Below are 18,195 nucleotides of genomic sequence, written 5' to 3'. Positions count from 1 at the left end.
AAAGGCTTGTAGCAGATTGCTGTTAGCGCGCCTGGAACACCTGTTTCTGGTAGCGGCCGGGCGTGATGCCGTAGCGATGCGCGAAGGCGCGGGTCAGATGTGCCTGGTCGGTTAAGCCCACCGCCGCTGCTACCGATGCCGCGCTTTCACCGCGCGCCAGCCGCAGCTTGGCGTCATAAAGACGAAATGCCATCAACATCTGATGCGGCGTGACGTGGAATTGCTGCCTGAAGCTGCGCAGAAAATGCCACGGCGACAGCGCCGCCAGCGAAGCCAGTTCATCCAGCCGGACAGGCTCCGCGAGATTTTCCCGCAGATACGCCCTCACCCGATCAAACCGATGCGTGCCTTCAACCGGCCGTGACTGCCCGCGCTGCGCCAGCGGACGCATCAATTCCAGCAGCTCAATCAGCAACCCTTCCCGCTCCAGCGCGGTTTCTGCCTGCCATAAGGCCGCCAGCCGTTGCGAAAAGGGCTGCGCCAGACGCGCGTCAGTGCGCAGTGCCTCGCTGAACCACCAGTTGCGATCGCCCGTCAGCCGATCCATCTCATCCGGCGGGATATAGATCATGCGGTAACGCCAGCCCTCTTCGCAGGCCGATTCACCGGTATGCAGTTCATCAGGATTCATCATCACCAGCGAATGCGCCGGGGCGGTGTAGTGGGTGCCGCGATAGCGGAAACGCTGAGCGCCGGATTCAATGGTGCCGATACCAAAGGCTTCGTGGGTATGGGGTTCAAAGGCATAACGGGAGATGTGCGCCTGGTACAGCTCAATACCGGGCAGTTCCGCGAATTGCTGAAACTGCGCCCGATCGCGCTCGCAGGGGAAGATTGCAGGAACCACAGACACGGCACACCTCCAGAGTGAAGAAGATGACTAGGATGCCCCGTGTGGCGGGCGAAATGCAAAACAGATTTGCTTTGCCCGTGAAGTGTTTCCGCGCCACACTGGCGCACAGGCATATAAAGGAGGCATCGATGAGCAACAATGTGGTGATGGTGGTGGACATGCAGAACGGCGTGCTGGCAACGCCGCGTTTCGATCGCGCCGGACGCTGCGCGCGCATCAATCAATTAATTGCCGCCGCCGACCAGGTGATTTTTATCCAGCACGTCGGGCCTGGCCTGGAGCAGAACAGCGCAGACTGGCAGATCGTGCCTGAGCTGCAACAACCCGCCAGCGCCCTCTACGTTAACAAAACTGCCTGCGACAGCTTCTGGCAAACTACGCTGGCGGCACAGCTGGAGCAGCACGGCATTACGTCGTTTGTGGTGTGCGGCTGCGCCACCGATTATTGCGTGGATACCACCATCAAGGTGGGCGCCAGCCTGGGTTATCGCATCACCGTGGCGGCCGATGCGCACACCACCGCCGATCGCACCTATGCGTCGGCCGAACAACAAATCAATCAGCATAACGAAGTCTGGGCAGACCTGATTCTGCCGGGCAACCCGGTACAGGTTCGCCCGACGGCTGAATTGCTCCGCGCCTGGCAGGCGGAAACGGTTAGCCTGTAATCGGTCCGCCAAGGCTGATGCCCTGGAACTGATCCGGCAGCGCCAGCTTATAGATGGCGAAGCGCGCGGCGGCACCCGGTTGTGTCGCCAGCGGCTGTTTAACCGGAATGTAGAGTTGCCGGTCGGCACTGATAAAGGTGCCGTCAGGCCGCACCAGCCGCGTATCGGTGGCAATCACCCGCGTTGCGCCGGAAGGGGCCAGCACCCGCAGGTTGTGCGTCACCGTCTCGGAAAAATAGACATTTCCCGCCGAATCCATACAGCAGCCACCGGAAAAATTGTTGTCGTACACCTGCTCAACGTGGGCGATCAGTTCATCATCGCTTAACGCAGCCTGTTGCAGCCAGCGTGTCTCAAGGCGATACAGCGGCCCGGTCGGCGCAGCCCAATACAGCCATTTGCCGTCGGCGGTAATTTCGATCAAATCGCTGTTGGGCGGATGGAAGGTGGTGCCGCCTTTAATGCCTGCCAGCAGCGTCGGCGGCGTTTTGTCCGAGGCTTTCACCACCCGCGTACCGGACAGCCGACGCAGCGTAGTCCCGCTCACCATGTCGTGCACGATGATGCCGCCCAGACCGGAATCCGAAATATACAGCGTGTTGCCATGGAAACGCAGGTCGTTCATTTGCGCGCCCGGCGGCAGGACCTGCTCGTCAAAACGCAGGATTTGCAGGATTTCACCGCTGTGCGCATCCAGCTGCACCAGCTTTTGCGCTCCCGGTTGTGGCACCGCATCCTGCGCAGAGAATACGCCTGCGCTGAGCGCGCCCTGATCAACGCACCACACCGTATCGTCGGCAAAGATATGCACCGAGTTAAGGTAGACGAAGGCATTGCGTCCATCCTGGCCTGGCTGCCATGTATTCCAGCTGTTGCCCGGAAATGCGTGCAGGCTGCCATCGGCGGCACGCCGCGCCAGCGACGGGGTGGGTTTATCTTTGGCATAACGCGGCAGGCCGAGGAATAACAAATTGTTGCGCGTCAGTGCCACCTGATTAGCCATCCACGGCGAGATGAGCACCAGCTCCAGCGGCAGAGGATCTTCTGCGGTGAAGGCCTGAACGTTGCGCGTCACACCCAGCGCACTCAGGGCCAGCAGAAAAGTACGGCGGTTGAGGTTCACTCACGCTCCCCGGTTAGCGAATAAATATGGCCTGACAGCATGGCGAAGCCGCCCGACGCATGAACGGCTTTTTGTGCCACCTCAGGGGGCAATGCATCAAAAGGTTAAGCGTTGCGCGTTTTCCCGCCGCTAAAAACAAAAAACCCCGACGAGTCGGGGTTTTCGCAAACAGGCGTTCGGATACGGCTTAGAACGGAATATCGTCGTCGAAGTCCATCGGCGGTTCGTTGTTCGCCGGTGCGCTCTGCTGCTGCGGACGCTGCTGTGCGCCGCCGCTGAACTGGTTTCCGCCCTGCGGCTGCGGCTGCTGCGGCTGGCCCCAGCCGTTGTTGTTGCCGCCGCTCTGGCCGCCCATCGGCGCGCCACCGGCGCTTGCGCCGCCCTGCTGACGTCCACCCAGCATCTGCATGGTGCCACCCACGTTCACCACGATTTCGGTGGTGTAACGATCCTGGCCGCCCTGATCCTGCCATTTACGGGTACGCAGCTGGCCTTCGATATAAACCTGCGAACCTTTACGCAGATATTCACCGGCCACTTCCGCCAGTTTGCCGAACAGCACAACGCGGTGCCATTCAGTGATCTCTTTGTTTTCACCGGTTTGCTTGTCGCGCCAGCTTTCTGACGTAGCCAGCGTGATGTTGGCAACCGCGCCACCATTTGGCATATAACGTACTTCCGGATCCTGACCCAGATTCCCGACAAGAATCACTTTGTTAACGCCACGACTGGCCATGTTGCTGTCTCCCGATGAGTTGATGCGTCAATTCTAAACGATCAATTCTAGCACGTCCTGATCGCGGTTCCCACTTTCGAGCTGCCTTCCAGAATACACAAAAAAAGAGCAAAACACTGGATATTTATTCAGTCTATTTTTTGTGCCATAATACGCGTTTCTTCTGGCCGCTGTCGGCAAGGCGCGGTGAGTGCTTCTAATCCGGGAAAGGTGAATGGATAAGATCGAAGTTCGTGGTGCCCGCACCCATAATTTGAAAAACATCAACCTGATCATCCCTCGCGACAAACTCATTGTGGTTACCGGCCTGTCAGGCTCCGGTAAATCCTCACTGGCGTTTGATACGCTGTACGCGGAAGGTCAGCGTCGCTACGTGGAGTCGCTCTCTGCCTATGCGCGCCAGTTTCTTTCTCTGATGGAGAAACCGGACGTTGACCATATTGAAGGTCTCTCGCCCGCCATCTCCATTGAGCAAAAATCCACTTCCCATAACCCGCGTTCAACGGTAGGTACCATCACCGAGATCCACGATTACCTGCGTCTGCTGTTTGCCCGTGTCGGCGAACCGCGCTGCCCGGACCACGATGTCACGCTGGCGGCGCAGACCGTCAGCCAGATGGTGGATCAGGTGCTGTCGCAGGAAGAAGGTCGTCGTCTGATGCTGCTGGCCCCGGTGGTGAAAGATCGCAAAGGCGAGCACACCAAAACGCTGGAGAACCTCGCAACCCAGGGTTATATCCGTGCGCGTATCGATGGCGAAGTCTGCGATCTCTCCGATCCGCCGAAGCTGGAATTGCAGAAGAAGCACACCATTGAAGTGGTCATTGACCGTTTCCGCGTGCGCGAAGATCTCGCCACACGTCTGGCGGAATCGTTCGAAACCGCGCTGGAGCTGAGCGGCGGCACGGCGATCGTCGCCGATATGGACGACAGCAGCGCCGAAGAGATGCTGTTCTCCGCCAACTTTGCCTGCCCGATCTGCGGTTACAGTATGCGCGAGCTGGAGCCGCGTCTGTTCTCGTTCAACAACCCGGCAGGCGCATGTCCGACCTGTGACGGCCTCGGCGTGCAACAATATTTCGATCCCGACCGCGTGGTGCAAAACCCGGAGCTGTCGCTGGCCGGTGGCGCGATTCGCGGCTGGGATCGCCGTAATTTCTACTATTTCCAGATGCTGCGTTCGCTGGCGGAACACCTCGATTTTGATGTTGAGGCCCCGTTCAACAGCCTGAGCGATACCGCACGTCAGGTGATTCTCTACGGCTCCGGCAAAGAGAGCATCGAATTCAAATACATCAACGATCGTGGCGATACCTCGGTGCGTCGCCATCCGTTTGAAGGCGTGCTGCACAATATGGAGCGCCGTTATAAAGAGACGGAATCCAACGCGGTGCGCGAGGAGCTGGCGAAATTTATCAGCAACCGCGCCTGCGCCAGCTGTGACGGCACCCGTCTGCGTCGCGAAGCGCGTCATGTGTTTGTGGAAAACACCAATCTGCCGACCATCTCCGACATGAGCATCGGCCACGCCATGGACTTCTTCCGCGATCTCAAGCTGAGCGGCCAGCGCGCCAAAATCGCCGAGAAAGTGCTGAAGGAGATCGGCGATCGTCTGAGCTTCCTGGTCAACGTCGGGTTGAATTATCTCTCCATGTCACGCTCCGCTGAGACGCTGTCCGGCGGTGAAGCGCAACGTATCCGTCTGGCGAGCCAGATTGGCGCTGGCCTGGTGGGCGTGATGTACGTACTGGATGAACCGTCGATTGGTCTGCACCAGCGCGATAACGAACGTCTGCTGAGCACGCTGATTCATCTGCGCGATCTCGGCAACACGGTGATTGTGGTGGAGCACGATGAAGATGCGATCCGTGCCGCCGACCATATTATCGATATCGGTCCGGGTGCCGGGGTGCACGGCGGTCAGGTGGTGGCGGAAGGTGACGTCAATGCCATCATGGCGCATGAAGATTCACTAACCGGCCAGTACCTGAGCGGCAAACGTGAGATCGCCATACCGAAAGAGCGCGTAAAAGGCGATCCGGCCAAAGTGCTGAAGCTGACCGGCGCACGCGGCAACAACCTGAAAGACGTCACGCTGACGGTGCCGGTTGGCCTGTTTACCTGTATCACCGGCGTCTCCGGCTCCGGCAAATCTACGCTGATCAACGATACGCTGTTCCCGATTGCCCAGCGCCAGTTAAACGGCGCTACCAGCGGTGAACCGGCGCCGTATCGCGAGATTGCCGGTCTGGAGCATTTCGACAAAGTCATCGATATCGATCAAAGCCCGATTGGCCGAACGCCGCGTTCCAACCCGGCGACCTATACCGGCATTTTCACCCCGGTGCGCGAGCTGTTTGCCGGTGTGCCGGAAGCGCGTTCGCGTGGTTACAATCCGGGGCGCTTCAGCTTTAACGTGCGCGGCGGGCGCTGTGAAGCCTGCCAGGGCGACGGTGTGATCAAGGTGGAGATGCACTTCCTGCCGGATATCTACGTCCCCTGCGATCAGTGCAAAGGCAAACGCTATAACCGCGAAACGCTGGAGATCAAATACAAAGGCAAGAGCATCCATGAAGTGCTGGAGATGACCATCGAAGAAGCGCGTGACTTCTTTGATGCGGTGCCTGCGCTGGCGCGTAAGTTGCAGACGTTGATAGATGTAGGCCTGTCGTATATCCGCCTCGGTCAGTCCGCCACCACGCTGTCCGGTGGTGAGGCGCAGCGCGTCAAGCTGGCGCGCGAACTGTCGAAACGCGGCACCGGCCAGACGCTCTACATTCTCGACGAACCGACCACCGGCCTGCACTTTGCCGATATCCAGCAGCTGCTGGAAGTACTGCATCAGTTGCGCGACCAGGGCAACACCATTGTGGTGATTGAACACAACCTCGATGTGATCAAAACGGCGGACTGGATTGTCGATCTCGGCCCGGAAGGCGGCAGCGGCGGCGGCGAAATCCTGGTGGCCGGTACGCCAGAGACCGTGGCGCAGTGTGAAAAATCACATACGGCCCGCTTCCTTAAGCCGATGTTAAAGAAGTAATTTCCCTCTCAGGCCCGCGATTGCGGGCCTGATTTTAACTGCCAGATTCCGCAGAGAAATGCAGAAACAGGCAAGAATCAGACAACTTCAGGCATATACGCTTTCCACCAGGCTGACTATCCTTACACAGTTCCTTTTTGGCGTACTCAACGCGCCTTTGTCCCTACCGCAACGCGGATGGGATCCCGCAAAAAAACTCACGACACATCTTAACTGGAGACACCATGAATATTACGCATGCCTATGCCGCACAGGACGCGAAATCCAAACTCGCCCCGTTCGACTATAAGCCGCGCGAGCTGCGCGCTCATGATGTGCAGATTGAAGTGTTGTTCTGCGGCGTCTGCCACTCAGACCTTCATACCGCGCGCAACGAATGGAAAAACACCATTTTCCCGGTGGTGCCGGGCCATGAAATCGTTGGCCGCGTGACAGCGGTTGGCGCACACACCCACAAATACAAAGTGGGCGATCTGGTGGGAGTTGGCTGTATGGTTGACTCGTGCCGCAGCTGTCCGAGCTGCCAGGAAGGGCTGGAACAGTATTGCGAAAACGGCTTTGTCGGCACCTATAACGGCGAAGATCGCGAAACCAAAGCCATCACCTTTGGCGGCTACTCCACCAGCATGGTTGTGGATGAAAGCTTTGTGCTGCGCGTGCCGGAAAACCTCGACCTGGCTGGCGTGGCGCCGCTGCTGTGCGCCGGTATCACCACTTACTCACCGCTGCGTCACTGGAAGGTCGGTCCGGGCCAGAAAGTGGGTATCGTCGGTCTGGGTGGTCTGGGTCATATGGGCGTGAAACTGGCCCATGCCATGGGCGCGCATGTGGTGCTGTTCACCACCTCTCCGTCCAAAATTGAGGATGGCAAACGCCTGGGCGCTGACGAAGTGGTGATTTCGAAAGATGCCGACCAGATGTCACAACACCTGAACAGCTTTGACTTCATCCTGAATACCGTGGCGGCACAGCACGATCTCAACCCGTTTATTGCCCTGCTGAAACGCGATGGAAACATGACGCTGGTGGGCGCGCCGGAGCACGATCACCCGGCACCGCAGGTATTTAACCTGATCTTCAAGCGTCGCAGCATCGCTGGCTCGCTGATTGGCGGCATCGCGGAAACGCAGGAAATGCTGGATTTCTGCGGCAAGCACGGTATCACGTCAGATATCGAGCTGATCGCCATGAATCAAATCAACGAAGCCTACGAGCGTATGCTGAAAAGTGACGTGAAGTACCGTTTTGTCATTGATATCAACACCCTGCGCGAGGAAGCTGCGGCTTAATCCTCGTTATGGCTGACGCCCGCCGCGCGCGTGGCGTCAGCCTGTTGCCAGGACGCATCCACCAGATAGTAAATCTGCGAATCTTTTAGCGAACCATCCAGCCACAGCGTACTCCAGTGGGATTTGTTCAGATGCTCACTCGGGAACACATCGCTATGTTCCTCACGTATTAAATCCGCCAGCGCTGGCGTCGCCTTGAGCGATACCGCCGGGCGTCCTTTGATCTCCTGCACCATGGCAAACAATACGCCATCGCTCTTAATCTGCGTCGCTTTCCAGTCGCTATGCACGCTCTGCTCCGCGCCCGGCTTGTTCATGCAGTAAGTCAGTAAATCCGAAGTGTTCATGGTTACTCCCCTTGTATGGTGGCGACAATCCGCCTTGCACCGCCATGTACCCGATGCTCGCCGAGATAAATCCCCTGCCAGGTACCCAGCAATAGTCGTCCCCGGCTGACCGGAAGTAACAAGGATACGCCGAGCAGCGATGACTTAATGTGCGCGGGCATATCATCTGCACCTTCATAATCGTGTTGATAGGGGGCATTTTCCGGGACATGGCGCAGGAAATGTTGCTCCATGTCGCTGCGTACCGTGGGATCGCAATTTTCATTGAGGGTGAGCGAGGCTGAGGTGTGCTGAAGCAGCAGGTGCAGCTGACCAATACGCACATCCGACAACGTGCGTAGTTGTCCGACAATCTCGTCGGTGACCAGATGAAAACCACGCGGTCTGGCGCTAAGCGTTAAGGTTTGTTGATGCCACATGCCTGAATCCTGAATTAAACACACCGTTTAAGTGTGCAGCATGTCGGCGAAAGGTAAAGGAAAAAACGGTCTGATATTTACCATAAAAAAACCGCCAGCCTGAGGGCATGGCGGTTTTCTCTCAGCCTGAGGCGCTGATTACATCACGGCAGCAAAGGCTTCAGCTACCTGATGGACGTTGCGGCTGTTCAGGCCGGCTACGCACATACGGCCGCTGGCAATCAGATACACGCCGAACTCGTCACGCAGACGATCAACCTGCTGCGCGCTGAGACCGGTGTAGCTGAACATGCCCCGCTGCTTCAGCAGGTAATCGAAGTTTTTGCCCGGCAGCTTCTCACTCAGCACCGTCACCAGCGCCTGACGCATCTCGATAATACGCAGACGCATCGCTTCCACTTCCGCCAGCCAGTTATTCAGCAGCGCTTCATCGTTCAGTACGCAGGAAACTACCTGAGCACCGAAGTTCGGCGGGCTGGAGTAGTTACGACGTACGGTCGCTTTCAGCTGACCCAGTACGCGCGCGCTCTCTTCCGCGCTGTCGCACACGATGGACAGACCGCCAACGCGCTCACCATACAGCGAGAAGATTTTTGAGAACGAGTTGCTGACCAGTGCAGGCAGACCCGCAGCGGCAACGGCGCGGATCGCATAGGCATCTTCCGTCATGCCGGCACCAAAGCCCTGATAAGCGATATCGAGGAACGGAATCAGCTCCTGCGCTTTCAGCACCTCAACAGTCTGATCCCACTGCGCGTTAGTCAGGTCAGCACCGGTCGGGTTATGGCAGCACGGGTGCAGCAGCACGATGCTTTGCTTCGGCAGGGTTTTCAGCGCTGCGATAAAGGCATCGAACTTCACGCCATTGGTTGCGTCGTCATACCAGGGATAGGTGTTCACCTCAAAGCCAGCACCGTTAAAGATGGCAATGTGGTTTTCCCAGGTCGGATCGCTGACCCAGACGTTGGAATGCGGGAAGTAACGTTTAAGGAAATCCGCACCCACTTTCAGCGCGCCAGAACCGCCCAGCGTCTGAATGGACGCAATGCGGCCCGCCTGCAACATCGGATGATCGCGCCCAAACAGCAGCGGTGCAATGGCGTTACGATACGGACCCAGACCTTCCATCGGCAGGTAGAGCGAAGCCTGATGCGGTGCCGCCTGGAGGCGTTCTTCCGCTGCGGCAACGGCCTGCAGCTGAGGAATGATGCCCTGCTCGTTGTAATAGAGGCCGATGCTCAGATTCACTTTATTGTCGCGTGGATCCTGCTTGAAGGTTTCCATCAGCGACAGAATCGGATCGCCAGCATAGGCATCAACGTTTTGAAACACGGTGCAGATCTCCATGATTGGTCAAAAAAGTCAGGTAATGATGCGTCGTCAAACCATATAGCGGCCGGGACGGTGATTCATCGCGATGATTAGGTTGAGGACCACCGCGCCCGCTATCGAGGCAAGCAGCATGGTCCGGGAGACGACAAACAGCGATGCCAGCACCACGCAGGTATCGACTGCCATTTGCAGTTTCCCGGCGCGCAGGCCAATACGGTCCTGTAACCAGAGCGCCAGAATATTGACTCCGCCAAGGCTGGCCTTGTGACGAAACAACACTATAAACCCAATCCCCATCACCACGTTACCGAACAATGTCGCATAAAACGGATTTAATGCGGAAAAATGCACGAACAGGGGGTGCAGATGGGTAAACAGCGACACCAGGCCCACCGCGCAGAAGGTTTTCAGGGTAAATTCCCAGCCCATACGGCGCACCGCCAGCCAGTAAAACGGCAGGTTAATCAGGAAAAAGGCGCTGCCAAACGAAAGCGGCGTCAGATAGCTGATTAAGAAGGCAATCCCGGCAGAGCTGCCGGTCAGCGCCCCCGCCTGCTTCAGCATAATCACGCCAAAGGAGACCATCAGCGTGCCGAGCACAATCGCCAGGGCATCTTCAATACGGGAATGGGGGACTTTGGCAGGTTGAACAACGTTATCCATGGATTTTTCTCATTGCAATTGATGCGGTTCAAATGCAAAAAACGCACCACATCGGCGACGTCTTGTCGCCGCCGATGGGTGCCAGTGATTATCCAATTGATAACTAAGGCGCTTTATTGCAGGTTTTTGTACATGAGTTGCTAATTAACCCGGCAACCTATGCACAAATCTGGAATCTGGTGCGCGTTTTTTGCATTTGAATGGCATTAATTGCACCAGACTAGCACATCACGCACTTTTTTGGCGCGTTTTGTGCTCGGGAAAAATCATTACGCCGTTCTCTTTTAAACGGCTCAATACCACGGAGGTTTTCACATGGGCCACGCTTTGATGACCCGACACCAGCTGGCTGATCAGCGCGCTGAGCGAGGCCAGATCCGCGACCGCCACTTTCAGCAAATAATCGGCATCACCGGTGGTTTTAAACGCATCGACGATGGCCGTTTCCTGCTCCACCATGCGGTGAAAACTCTCTTCATAATCAGGCGTATGGTTGATCAGCCGAACCTCAATTAATCCCACCATGCCAAGGCCGATTGCATCGGGCGACAGCCGGGCGTGATAGCCGAGAATGAGGTTTGCCTGCTCCAGATTGATGCGGCGGCGTGAACATTGGGACGCCGAAAGGCCAACTAAATCACTGAGTTCCTGATTGGTGAGGCGGCCATTAGATTGTAATAATGTCAGTATCTTAAGGTCGTAATCGTCTACCTGAGTCATTCTGCTTCCACAGCGTAAAAGGGTGCGCTTAGCTACAGATAACCTGATTAAAGGCGGGGTTGTCCAACACTATTTTCTGATGACGTGAAATGCATGCACAGATCGTGCATGCATCGGGGAAAAGAGGGTTATTCGTCGTCGTATTGCGGGCCAGCGTAGTTATCAAAACGGGACCACTGGCCGTTAAAAGTCAGACGTACTGTGCCGATCGGCCCGTTACGCTGCTTACCGATGATGATCTCGGCAATGCCTTTCAGATCGCTGTTTTCGTGATAAACCTCATCGCGATAGATAAACATGATCAGGTCGGCATCCTGTTCGATCGAGCCGGATTCACGCAGATCCGAGTTCACCGGGCGTTTATCGGCACGCTGCTCCAGCGAGCGGTTCAGCTGCGACAGCGCCACCACCGGCACATTCAGCTCTTTGGCCAGCGCTTTCAGCGAGCGCGAGATCTCGGCGATCTCCAGCGTACGGTTATCTGACAGCGCCGGCACCCGCATCAATTGCAGGTAGTCGATCATAATCATGCTCAGGCCATCGTTTTCACGATAGATACGGCGCGCGCGTGAGCGTACTTCGGTCGGCGTCAGGCCAGAAGAATCATCGATATACATATTCTTCTTCTCCAGCAGAATGCCCATGCTGGCGGAAATACGCGCCCAATCCTCATCTTCCAGCTGACCGGTACGAATGCGTGTCTGATCAACGCGCGACAGCGAGGCCAGCATACGCATCATGATCTGTTCGCTGGGCATTTCGAGACTGAAAATCAGCACCGGTTTTTCATGCAGCATGGCGGCGTTTTCGCACAGGTTCATCGCGAAAGTGGTTTTACCCATCGACGGACGCGCCGCCACAATGATCAGGTCCGAACCCTGTAAACCGGCGGTTTTTTTATTCAGATCCTGGTAGCCGGTATCGACGCCGGTGACGCCATCGTGCGGCGTGGAGACCAGCGATTCAATACGCGATACCGTCGCTTCGAGGATCTGCTCGATATTTTTCGGGCCGTCTTCTTTATTAGCGCGTTGCTCAGCGATCTTAAAGACGTTGGATTCGGCGAAATCGAGCAGGTCTTCGCTGCTGCGTCCTTGTGGATCGTAACCGGCATCGGCAATCTGATTCGCTACCGAGATCATTTCGCGCACCACCGCACGTTCACGCACGATGTCCGCATAGGCGCCGATGTTCGCCGCACTTGGGGTGTTTTTCGCCAATTCGGCGAGATAGGCAAAGCCGCCCGCCATCTCCAGCTCGCCCCGCGTTTCCAGCGATTCCGACAGGGTAATCAGGTCAATCGGCTGCCCGGTTTCCAGCAGACGCTGCATTTCGGAGAAGATTAGCCGGTGCGAGCGGTTGAAGAAATCTTCCGCAACCACGCGCTCGGACACGTTGTCCCAGCGTTCGTTATCCAGCATCAACCCACCGAGCACCGACTGCTCCGCCTCGATGGAATGCGGCGGCATTTTCACGCCCTCCAGCTGGCGATCGCGGGGTTCGTTCGATTTGTTGGTGGGTTTATTTCCTGCCATAGTAAATGCGTTACCGATCTTTAGAGTGACGCGCAAGTATAACGTCACAGGCAGAACAATCACAGGAGTCAGAATGGCAAAGCGTATTCAGTTTAACGAACACGGCGGGCCTGAAGTATTGCAATGGGTGGATTTTGATCTGGCCGATCCCGCTGAACATGAAGTGCAGGTGGAGAACCGGGCGATCGGCATTAACTACATCGATACTTACGTGCGCAGCGGATTGTATCCGGTTGCGGATAAGCCGTCCGGTTTGGGCACTGAAGCCGCTGGCGTGGTAAAGAAAGTCGGCTCTGCGGTAACGCGCTTTAAGGCGGGTGACCGGGTGGTGTATTGCCAGGCATCGCTGGGAGCTTACAGCGAGGCGCATAATGTTCATGAAGATCGCCTGGTGATTCTGCCGGAGAGCATCAGTTTCGAGCAGGGCGCAGCCTCTTTTCTCAAAGGTCTGACGGTGCAGTATCTGCTGCGCCAGACCTACAAGGTTAAGCCGGACGAAATTTTCCTGTTCCACGCCGCCGCCGGTGGTGTCGGCCTGATTGCCTGTCAGTGGGCCAAAGCGCTGGGCGCGCATCTGATTGGCACCGTTGGCTCGGCTGAAAAAGCCAAAATCGCCAAAGATGCCGGAGCCTGGGCCACCATCAATTATCGCGATGAAAATATTGCTCAGCGCGTCAGTGAATTGACGGACGGAAAGAAAGTGGCGGTCGTATACGACTCAGTCGGTAAGGATACCTGGGAAGCGTCGCTGGATAGCCTGCGCCGGCACGGGTTGATGGTGAGCTTTGGTAATGCTTCCGGCGCGGTGACCGGCATCGATCTGGGGATTCTGAATAAGAAAGGATCGCTGTTTGTTACTCGCCCTTCCCTGTTCGGTTATATCACCAATCGTGAAGAACTCGACAGCGCCAGTGCGGAGCTGTTCTCACTGATTGCCAGCCGCGCCATTAAGATCAACGTGCCGGAACAGCAGAAATTTGCGCTAAGCGATGCGGCACGCGCGCATCAGGTACTGGAGAGCCGCGCCACCCAGGGGTCGAGTCTGTTGATTCCCTGACCCCAGAATGCAAACGGGGCTTCCCGTAGGAAGCCCCTTTTTCTTTTTTATAGTTCGCGCTGGTGTAGGGACAGCGGCGATGAATACGTTTCGACTCAACACCGACCATCCTGACAGAAAACATAAGTAAAAAATATGTTTAATTGCGGATTTGTACTAAGTAAAGATTAACTCTGTGATCGCACCCGCATTTAGCGCCAGCTATTTTTCTCTAACTTACTGATTTTTCTTTTCAGTCGATTCAGCTTCACATCGCCTTCCGGCGTAGTAAAGGCGCGATACAACCAGACAGCCACCACCGCCAGCATCAGCCACGGCAACAATTTAATAACAAGTGCAAACAGCCCGCCGAGGAACATCAGCACCGTTGCAACAATCAGCGCCGCAATCACGCCCAGCAGCGACACGCCGGTCAGCAGCAGCATGAGAAAAAAGCCGATAACAAATAATATTTCCACGAAGGCTCTCCTGTGTAGGTTACAGAGAGGACATTACAAGATGCGTGCCAGAATGGTTTTCATGCTAACGCATTGAAATTATTGAAGTGAATTTAAGATGCATGTGGATAGAATGATGAGATTCACTAACTTGTGGCGTAAATAAAACCGTGCGGGGATGGCCTGGCCAGCATGTATGCCGACCCTGCCCAGAGGTGCGGATTTACCCGCACCGGGGAAAAACGTTTCAGGCTTCCTGCGGGATCTTATCTGCCACCAGCGCCAGCGCCGCTTCCAGCACACGGACATCCGCGCCAGGCTTGTGGGCGTTCTCGCTCAGGTAGCGACGCCACTGGCGTGCACCCGGAATGCCCTGGAACAGGCCAAGCATATGGCGTGTTACGTGGCCGAGGTAAGTGCCTTTCGCCAGTTCCGCTTCAATATAGGGGTACATGCTGCGCACCACCGCCACCGGATCGGCCGCCGGGGTTGTGCGGCCAAACAGCTCGCGATCCACCTGCGCCAGGATGCCCGGATTCTGGTAGGCTTCGCGCCCCATCATCACGCCATCCATATGTTGCAGATGGATTTTTGCCTCTTCCAGCGTCTTCACGCCGCCGTTGATGGCCATGGTCAGCTGCGGGAAATCACGCTTCAGCTGATAGACGCGTGGGTAGTCGAGCGGCGGAATTTCACGATTCTCTTTCGGGCTGAGTCCCGAAAGCCAGGCTTTACGCGCATGAATGATAAAGGTGTCGCACCCGCCCTGCTGCGCCACGGTGCCGACGAAATCGCACAGAAATTCGTAGCTGTCCTGATCGTCGATGCCGATACGGGTTTTCACCGTCACCGGGATGCTGACCACATCACGCATCGCTTTGATGCCATCCGCCACCAGCGCCGCTTCGCCCATCAGACAGGCGCCAAAGCGGCCATTCTGCACGCGATCGGACGGGCAACCGACATTAAGGTTGATTTCATCGTAGCCACGCGCTTCCGCCAGCCGGGCGCACTGCGCCAGTGCCGCCGGATCGCTGCCACCCAGTTGCAGCGCCACCGGATGTTCATCCTCGCTGAAGGCCAGATAATCGCCCTTGCCATGAATGATCGCGCCGGTCGTCACCATTTCGGTGTATAGCAGCGTATCGCCGCTCAGCTTGCGGTGAAAATAGCGACAGTGACGGTCGGTCCAGTCGAGCATCGGGGCAATAGAAAAACGTTGCGAAGAGAAGGTATCGGTCATGAAACGCAGCAAATCCGGGGTTAAGTGATGAGATACTGCGCAATGATATCACAGGATTGACGGGCGACACAGCCGCCCGTCGGTATGCAGGGGATCGATCAGAAGTTAAATCCGAGCTGCACCATGGCACCCCAGGTGTTGTCATCGCCGACCGAACCGGCCAGATCCAGATGTACCGTATTGTTAAACGGCGACAGACCGAAACCGGCGGTAAATACGTTGGTGTCCGTTGACTTCATATCCGCACGATAACCGGCACGCAGTTGCAGCCAATCCAGCACCCGATACTCACCGCCCACGCCGATATACTGGCTGCTCCCTTCCGATTTAAAGCGCTTGGTCTGGGTTAAATCGACATCACCAGTCAGGGTCACCGGACCGTAGTTCCAGGCCAGGCCGGTGGTCACTAACGGACGGATTTGGTAGGTATCGCGATAGTCATTGACTACTTTGGTATCGATATCGCGCGAAATCAGGTTCTGCCCGGTGAGGCCGAAGGTCCAGTGTTCACCAAAGTCCGTGGCAAGTCCGGCATCAATGTTGAAGCCTGTATCGGAACTGCGATAGCGGCTGTTGTTTATGTCGCTCTTGTCATATTCATAGATGCTGGCGGTGTAGTTATACAGCCAGGTTTTCTGCACTTTCGGCGTCACACCAAAAGAGACCGGGTGGCCGGCAATGGTGAACTCATGCGCCAGCGCCACACCGTAGTCGGTGACTAACGCCGCCAGACCATTGGCGCTGGAGCGCAAACTTTCTGCGCCGCCCTCTGAAGGAATGATGGTACCGTCCGCCACGCCTTGCAGATAGGTAATGTCGCTATCTACCACATTGGCTCGCACATGCGCAGTGCCATAGGCTTTAGTCACAAAGGCAAATGGCAAGGTTTCATTAGGCACCGTCACCGCCAGCGCCACACCTGCGCTACCGTCGGCCTTATTGCCGCGCAGATCGCGTAGCTTATCCGCCATATCACCAGCGGCGGCCTTTAACTGCGGATAGCCGTTGAGATAATCCTGAAAGGTTAAGTTATCAATGACATCGCGGTAATGGTCCACCGTGTTGGTGATGTCATCAACCTTGTCCTGCAAATTGTTTTTATCCGTAATCTGCACACCCGCTGAAGGGAAAATGATGCTGACATCATCGTCGGGTTTTGCTTTGGTCATTAATGCCGGGTTCGCCAGCACGGCGGAACTCCAGGTGGAGGAAGCAACGCCTGTGCCTCCCATTGCATCATTACGCGCGTCGTACCAGGTCCCAGCTGCCAGAGCGGACGAGGAAAGAAATACTGCATTCAAAACAACAAGATAAGCAACCTTTTTGCGTCTGAATAATGTCTTCACCATGTGCCTGCCATCACCTTTAAATGTCGTGACCACGTCATCGACGTAACAATTTTCCAGCCCTTATTGTGAACCTGGGCTAACGATTTATTGCTGTGAATTAAAAGGAAATAGCACTGCTATTCGCAGAATTGGCTGCAATTGCGCCAATCTGTCATGTATTTATGCAAAAAATTAAACGATGTTTAAATTAAGGCCAGATATTACTTAAGCCCTTTTGAACCTTAGACGCTAAGTCGGTGAGTTGCAAAGCAAAACCCGGAAAGCAATTTGATAGTGCGCTAACAAAAAGAAACACAGATGACAGCAGGGAAGATGACAGGGAAAGAATGGCACTATTAAAACCCTGATAAATAGAATTTTTCCGGGCGGAAGCAGCAAGAAAAAGCAATAACAGCAGCGTAAAAATTTGTGTGATAAAATAACATCACTCGCAACCTGGAGAACGCTTATGTCAAATCTGTCGCCCGACCAACTTCTCACCCAGGCTGAAACGCTGTGCCTGCAACGCGGCGTGCGTCTGACCACGCAACGTGCCGAAGTGCTGCGCCTGATGGCCGAGCAGAATGGGTCGATCAGCGCTTATGATTTGCTGGATCAGTTGCGCGTCAGTGAACCGCAGGCCAAACCGCCGACCATCTATCGCGCGCTGGACTTTCTGCTGGAGCAGGGATTTATCCATCGCGTTGAATCGAATAACAGTTATGTGGTTTGCCATCATTTTGATGAACCAGCGCACACCTCGGTCATGCTGGTGTGTGATCACTGTGCGGCGGTCAGTGAAAAGCACGCTCATGGCGTCGAAAAGATTATTGCCGATCTGGCAGAACAGGCGGGATTTACCCTGCGCCACAGCGTGATTGAAGCGCATGGATTGTGTGAAAATTGTTCAGAAGTGGAAGCCTGCACGCATCACGAAAGCTGCGATCACGATCATCAGGTTGAGAATAAAAAGCGGGTGAGGAAGGGATAGATGGCACATCCCTGTGCCAGCCCGATCATCACGATCGGCGGGTAGGAGCATCGTCCTTAAACGGGTCCGTTACCAGCGGTGATCCTTGTTATGACCTTCCCAGTCTTTAACTTCACGCTCGGCCTGATCTTTTGCGTAGCCATAGCGTTCCTGAATTTTACCGACAAGCTGATCGCGTTTACCTTCGATGACGGTCATATCATCATCCGTCAGCTTGCCCCATTTTTCCTTCACTTTCCCTTTGAATTGTTTCCAGTTGCCGCTCGTTTCGTCTTTATTCATAACCATTCTCCATGTCATCCTGAGGGATATTGGTGTAATACCCAATACTTGCAGGTAAAAACCCATATAACGCGCTACTCATTTGCGCCGTTAAGGATAATTATAGTAGTCATTGGAGGTTTGGTAGCA

18 protein-coding genes are annotated in these 18,195 nt (G+C 55.7%); 5 read left to right on the top strand and 13 right to left on the bottom strand.

The window, feature by feature from the left end:
• Positions 1-22: 22 nt before the first annotated feature.
• A complete protein-coding gene (locus AC6I8V_RS01690) occupies positions 23-853 on the bottom strand; it encodes an AraC family transcriptional regulator (protein ID WP_497844217.1) in 831 nt (276 codons plus the stop codon).
• Positions 854-981: 128 nt separating this feature from the next.
• Between AC6I8V_RS01690 and AC6I8V_RS01685 the strand changes: the two genes are divergently transcribed.
• Entirely contained in the window at positions 982-1,521 is a 540-nt protein-coding gene (locus AC6I8V_RS01685) for an isochorismatase family protein (protein WP_497844216.1), read from the top strand.
• On the opposite strand, the gene AC6I8V_RS01680 is transcribed toward AC6I8V_RS01685, so the two are convergent.
• Together AC6I8V_RS01680 and ssb1 are read right to left on the bottom strand one after the other, a co-directional pair.
• Positions 1,511-2,644 (bottom strand): L-dopachrome tautomerase-related protein, encoded by a 1,134-nt coding sequence (locus AC6I8V_RS01680; RefSeq protein ID WP_497844215.1) that lies wholly within the window; start codon positions 2,642-2,644, stop codon positions 1,511-1,513. The two genes, AC6I8V_RS01685 and AC6I8V_RS01680, sit on opposite strands and share 11 nt — an antisense overlap.
• Before the next feature lie 187 nt (positions 2,645-2,831).
• Complete coding sequence (ssb1, locus tag AC6I8V_RS01675) at positions 2,832-3,380, bottom strand: single-stranded DNA-binding protein SSB1 (RefSeq protein ID WP_497844214.1); 549 nt, start codon at positions 3,378-3,380, stop codon at positions 2,832-2,834.
• A 214-nt stretch (positions 3,381-3,594) separates the two neighbouring features.
• Here ssb1 and uvrA point away from each other — a divergent pair, with 214 nt between their 5' ends.
• Both uvrA and AC6I8V_RS01665 read left to right on the top strand, forming a co-directional pair.
• Positions 3,595-6,423, top strand: a complete 2,829-nt coding sequence (gene uvrA, locus AC6I8V_RS01670) for an excinuclease ABC subunit UvrA (protein ID WP_497844213.1) — start codon at positions 3,595-3,597, stop codon at positions 6,421-6,423.
• A 224-nt stretch (positions 6,424-6,647) separates the two neighbouring features.
• Complete coding sequence (locus AC6I8V_RS01665) at positions 6,648-7,712, top strand: NAD(P)-dependent alcohol dehydrogenase (protein ID WP_497844212.1); 1,065 nt, start codon at positions 6,648-6,650, stop codon at positions 7,710-7,712.
• On the opposite strand, the gene AC6I8V_RS01660 is transcribed toward AC6I8V_RS01665, so the two are convergent.
• The 6 genes from AC6I8V_RS01660 to dnaB all read right to left on the bottom strand — a co-directional run bounded on the left by AC6I8V_RS01660 (position 7,709) and on the right by dnaB (position 12,728).
• Positions 7,709-8,059, bottom strand: a complete 351-nt coding sequence (locus AC6I8V_RS01660; protein ID WP_497844211.1) for an MmcQ/YjbR family DNA-binding protein — start codon at positions 8,057-8,059, stop codon at positions 7,709-7,711. The two genes, AC6I8V_RS01665 and AC6I8V_RS01660, sit on opposite strands and share 4 nt — an antisense overlap.
• 2 nt (positions 8,060-8,061) lie before the next feature.
• Positions 8,062-8,478 carry a secondary thiamine-phosphate synthase enzyme YjbQ gene (locus AC6I8V_RS01655; RefSeq protein ID WP_497844210.1) on the bottom strand — a complete coding sequence of 139 codons (417 nt, stop codon included), beginning with the start codon at positions 8,476-8,478 and terminating at the stop codon, positions 8,062-8,064.
• 138 nt (positions 8,479-8,616) lie between these two features.
• Positions 8,617-9,810, bottom strand: a complete 1,194-nt coding sequence (locus tag AC6I8V_RS01650) for an amino acid aminotransferase (RefSeq protein WP_497844209.1) — start codon at positions 9,808-9,810, stop codon at positions 8,617-8,619.
• A gap of 48 nt (positions 9,811-9,858) precedes the next feature.
• Entirely contained in the window at positions 9,859-10,473 is a 615-nt protein-coding gene (locus tag AC6I8V_RS01645; RefSeq protein ID WP_497844208.1) for a YitT family protein, read from the bottom strand.
• Positions 10,474-10,701: 228 nt separating this feature from the next.
• Positions 10,702-11,193 (bottom strand): Lrp/AsnC family transcriptional regulator, encoded by a 492-nt coding sequence (locus AC6I8V_RS01640; protein ID WP_497844207.1) that lies wholly within the window; start codon positions 11,191-11,193, stop codon positions 10,702-10,704.
• A gap of 128 nt (positions 11,194-11,321) precedes the next feature.
• The gene (gene dnaB, locus AC6I8V_RS01635) at positions 11,322-12,728 is read right to left on the bottom strand and encodes a replicative DNA helicase (RefSeq protein WP_497844206.1); all 1,407 of its coding nucleotides are present in this window, start codon (positions 12,726-12,728) and stop codon (positions 11,322-11,324) included.
• A 73-nt stretch (positions 12,729-12,801) separates the two neighbouring features.
• On the opposite strand from dnaB, the gene AC6I8V_RS01630 reads away from it, so the two are divergent.
• On the top strand, positions 12,802-13,785 hold the full coding sequence (locus tag AC6I8V_RS01630; protein WP_497844205.1) for a quinone oxidoreductase: 984 nt from the start codon (positions 12,802-12,804) through the stop codon (positions 13,783-13,785).
• A gap of 191 nt (positions 13,786-13,976) precedes the next feature.
• Here AC6I8V_RS01630 and pspG read toward each other — a convergent pair whose 3' ends face one another.
• The 3 genes from pspG to AC6I8V_RS01615 form a co-directional block, all read right to left on the bottom strand.
• Positions 13,977-14,243, bottom strand: a complete 267-nt coding sequence (gene pspG / locus AC6I8V_RS01625) for an envelope stress response protein PspG (RefSeq protein WP_497844204.1) — start codon at positions 14,241-14,243, stop codon at positions 13,977-13,979.
• Positions 14,244-14,469: 226 nt separating this feature from the next.
• Positions 14,470-15,465 carry a tRNA dihydrouridine(20/20a) synthase DusA gene (gene dusA, locus AC6I8V_RS01620; protein WP_497844203.1) on the bottom strand — a complete coding sequence of 332 codons (996 nt, stop codon included), beginning with the start codon at positions 15,463-15,465 and terminating at the stop codon, positions 14,470-14,472.
• 98 nt (positions 15,466-15,563) lie between these two features.
• Positions 15,564-16,814 (bottom strand): conjugal transfer protein TraF, encoded by a 1,251-nt coding sequence (locus AC6I8V_RS01615; protein ID WP_497844202.1) that lies wholly within the window; start codon positions 16,812-16,814, stop codon positions 15,564-15,566.
• Between the two features lie 448 nt (positions 16,815-17,262).
• Between AC6I8V_RS01615 and zur the strand changes: the two genes are divergently transcribed.
• Positions 17,263-17,784, top strand: a complete 522-nt coding sequence (zur, locus tag AC6I8V_RS01610; RefSeq protein ID WP_497844201.1) for a zinc uptake transcriptional repressor Zur — start codon at positions 17,263-17,265, stop codon at positions 17,782-17,784.
• Positions 17,785-17,853: 69 nt separating this feature from the next.
• Here the strand turns inward: zur and AC6I8V_RS01605 are convergent, their stop codons facing one another.
• Positions 17,854-18,066 (bottom strand): CsbD family protein, encoded by a 213-nt coding sequence (locus AC6I8V_RS01605; protein WP_497844200.1) that lies wholly within the window; start codon positions 18,064-18,066, stop codon positions 17,854-17,856.
• Positions 18,067-18,195 lie beyond the last annotated feature (129 nt).

It is taken from the genome of Pantoea sp. X-Soil-TKNS-1207 (assembly GCF_059730485.1).
Note: the sequence above shows the minus strand (reverse complement) of the source record. Positions and strands in the feature narration are given on the sequence as shown.

Coding starts and splice junctions, on each gene's coding strand:
- AC6I8V_RS01655 (WP_497844210.1), bottom strand. CDS start 8,478: ATGTGGCATCAACAAACCTTAACGCTTAGCGCCAGACCGCGTGGTTTT.
- AC6I8V_RS01630 (WP_497844205.1), top strand. CDS start 12,802: ATGGCAAAGCGTATTCAGTTTAACGAACACGGCGGGCCTGAAGTATTG.
- dnaB (WP_497844206.1), bottom strand. CDS start 12,728: ATGGCAGGAAATAAACCCACCAACAAATCGAACGAACCCCGCGATCGC.
- AC6I8V_RS01640 (WP_497844207.1), bottom strand. CDS start 11,193: ATGACTCAGGTAGACGATTACGACCTTAAGATACTGACATTATTACAA.
- ssb1 (WP_497844214.1), bottom strand. CDS start 3,380: ATGGCCAGTCGTGGCGTTAACAAAGTGATTCTTGTCGGGAATCTGGGT.
- AC6I8V_RS01645 (WP_497844208.1), bottom strand. CDS start 10,473: ATGGATAACGTTGTTCAACCTGCCAAAGTCCCCCATTCCCGTATTGAA.
- dusA (WP_497844203.1), bottom strand. CDS start 15,465: ATGACCGATACCTTCTCTTCGCAACGTTTTTCTATTGCCCCGATGCTC.
- AC6I8V_RS01685 (WP_497844216.1), top strand. CDS start 982: ATGAGCAACAATGTGGTGATGGTGGTGGACATGCAGAACGGCGTGCTG.
- zur (WP_497844201.1), top strand. CDS start 17,263: ATGTCAAATCTGTCGCCCGACCAACTTCTCACCCAGGCTGAAACGCTG.
- uvrA (WP_497844213.1), top strand. CDS start 3,595: ATGGATAAGATCGAAGTTCGTGGTGCCCGCACCCATAATTTGAAAAAC.
- AC6I8V_RS01605 (WP_497844200.1), bottom strand. CDS start 18,066: ATGAATAAAGACGAAACGAGCGGCAACTGGAAACAATTCAAAGGGAAA.
- AC6I8V_RS01615 (WP_497844202.1), bottom strand. CDS start 16,814: ATGGTGAAGACATTATTCAGACGCAAAAAGGTTGCTTATCTTGTTGTT.
- AC6I8V_RS01665 (WP_497844212.1), top strand. CDS start 6,648: ATGAATATTACGCATGCCTATGCCGCACAGGACGCGAAATCCAAACTC.
- AC6I8V_RS01660 (WP_497844211.1), bottom strand. CDS start 8,059: ATGAACACTTCGGATTTACTGACTTACTGCATGAACAAGCCGGGCGCG.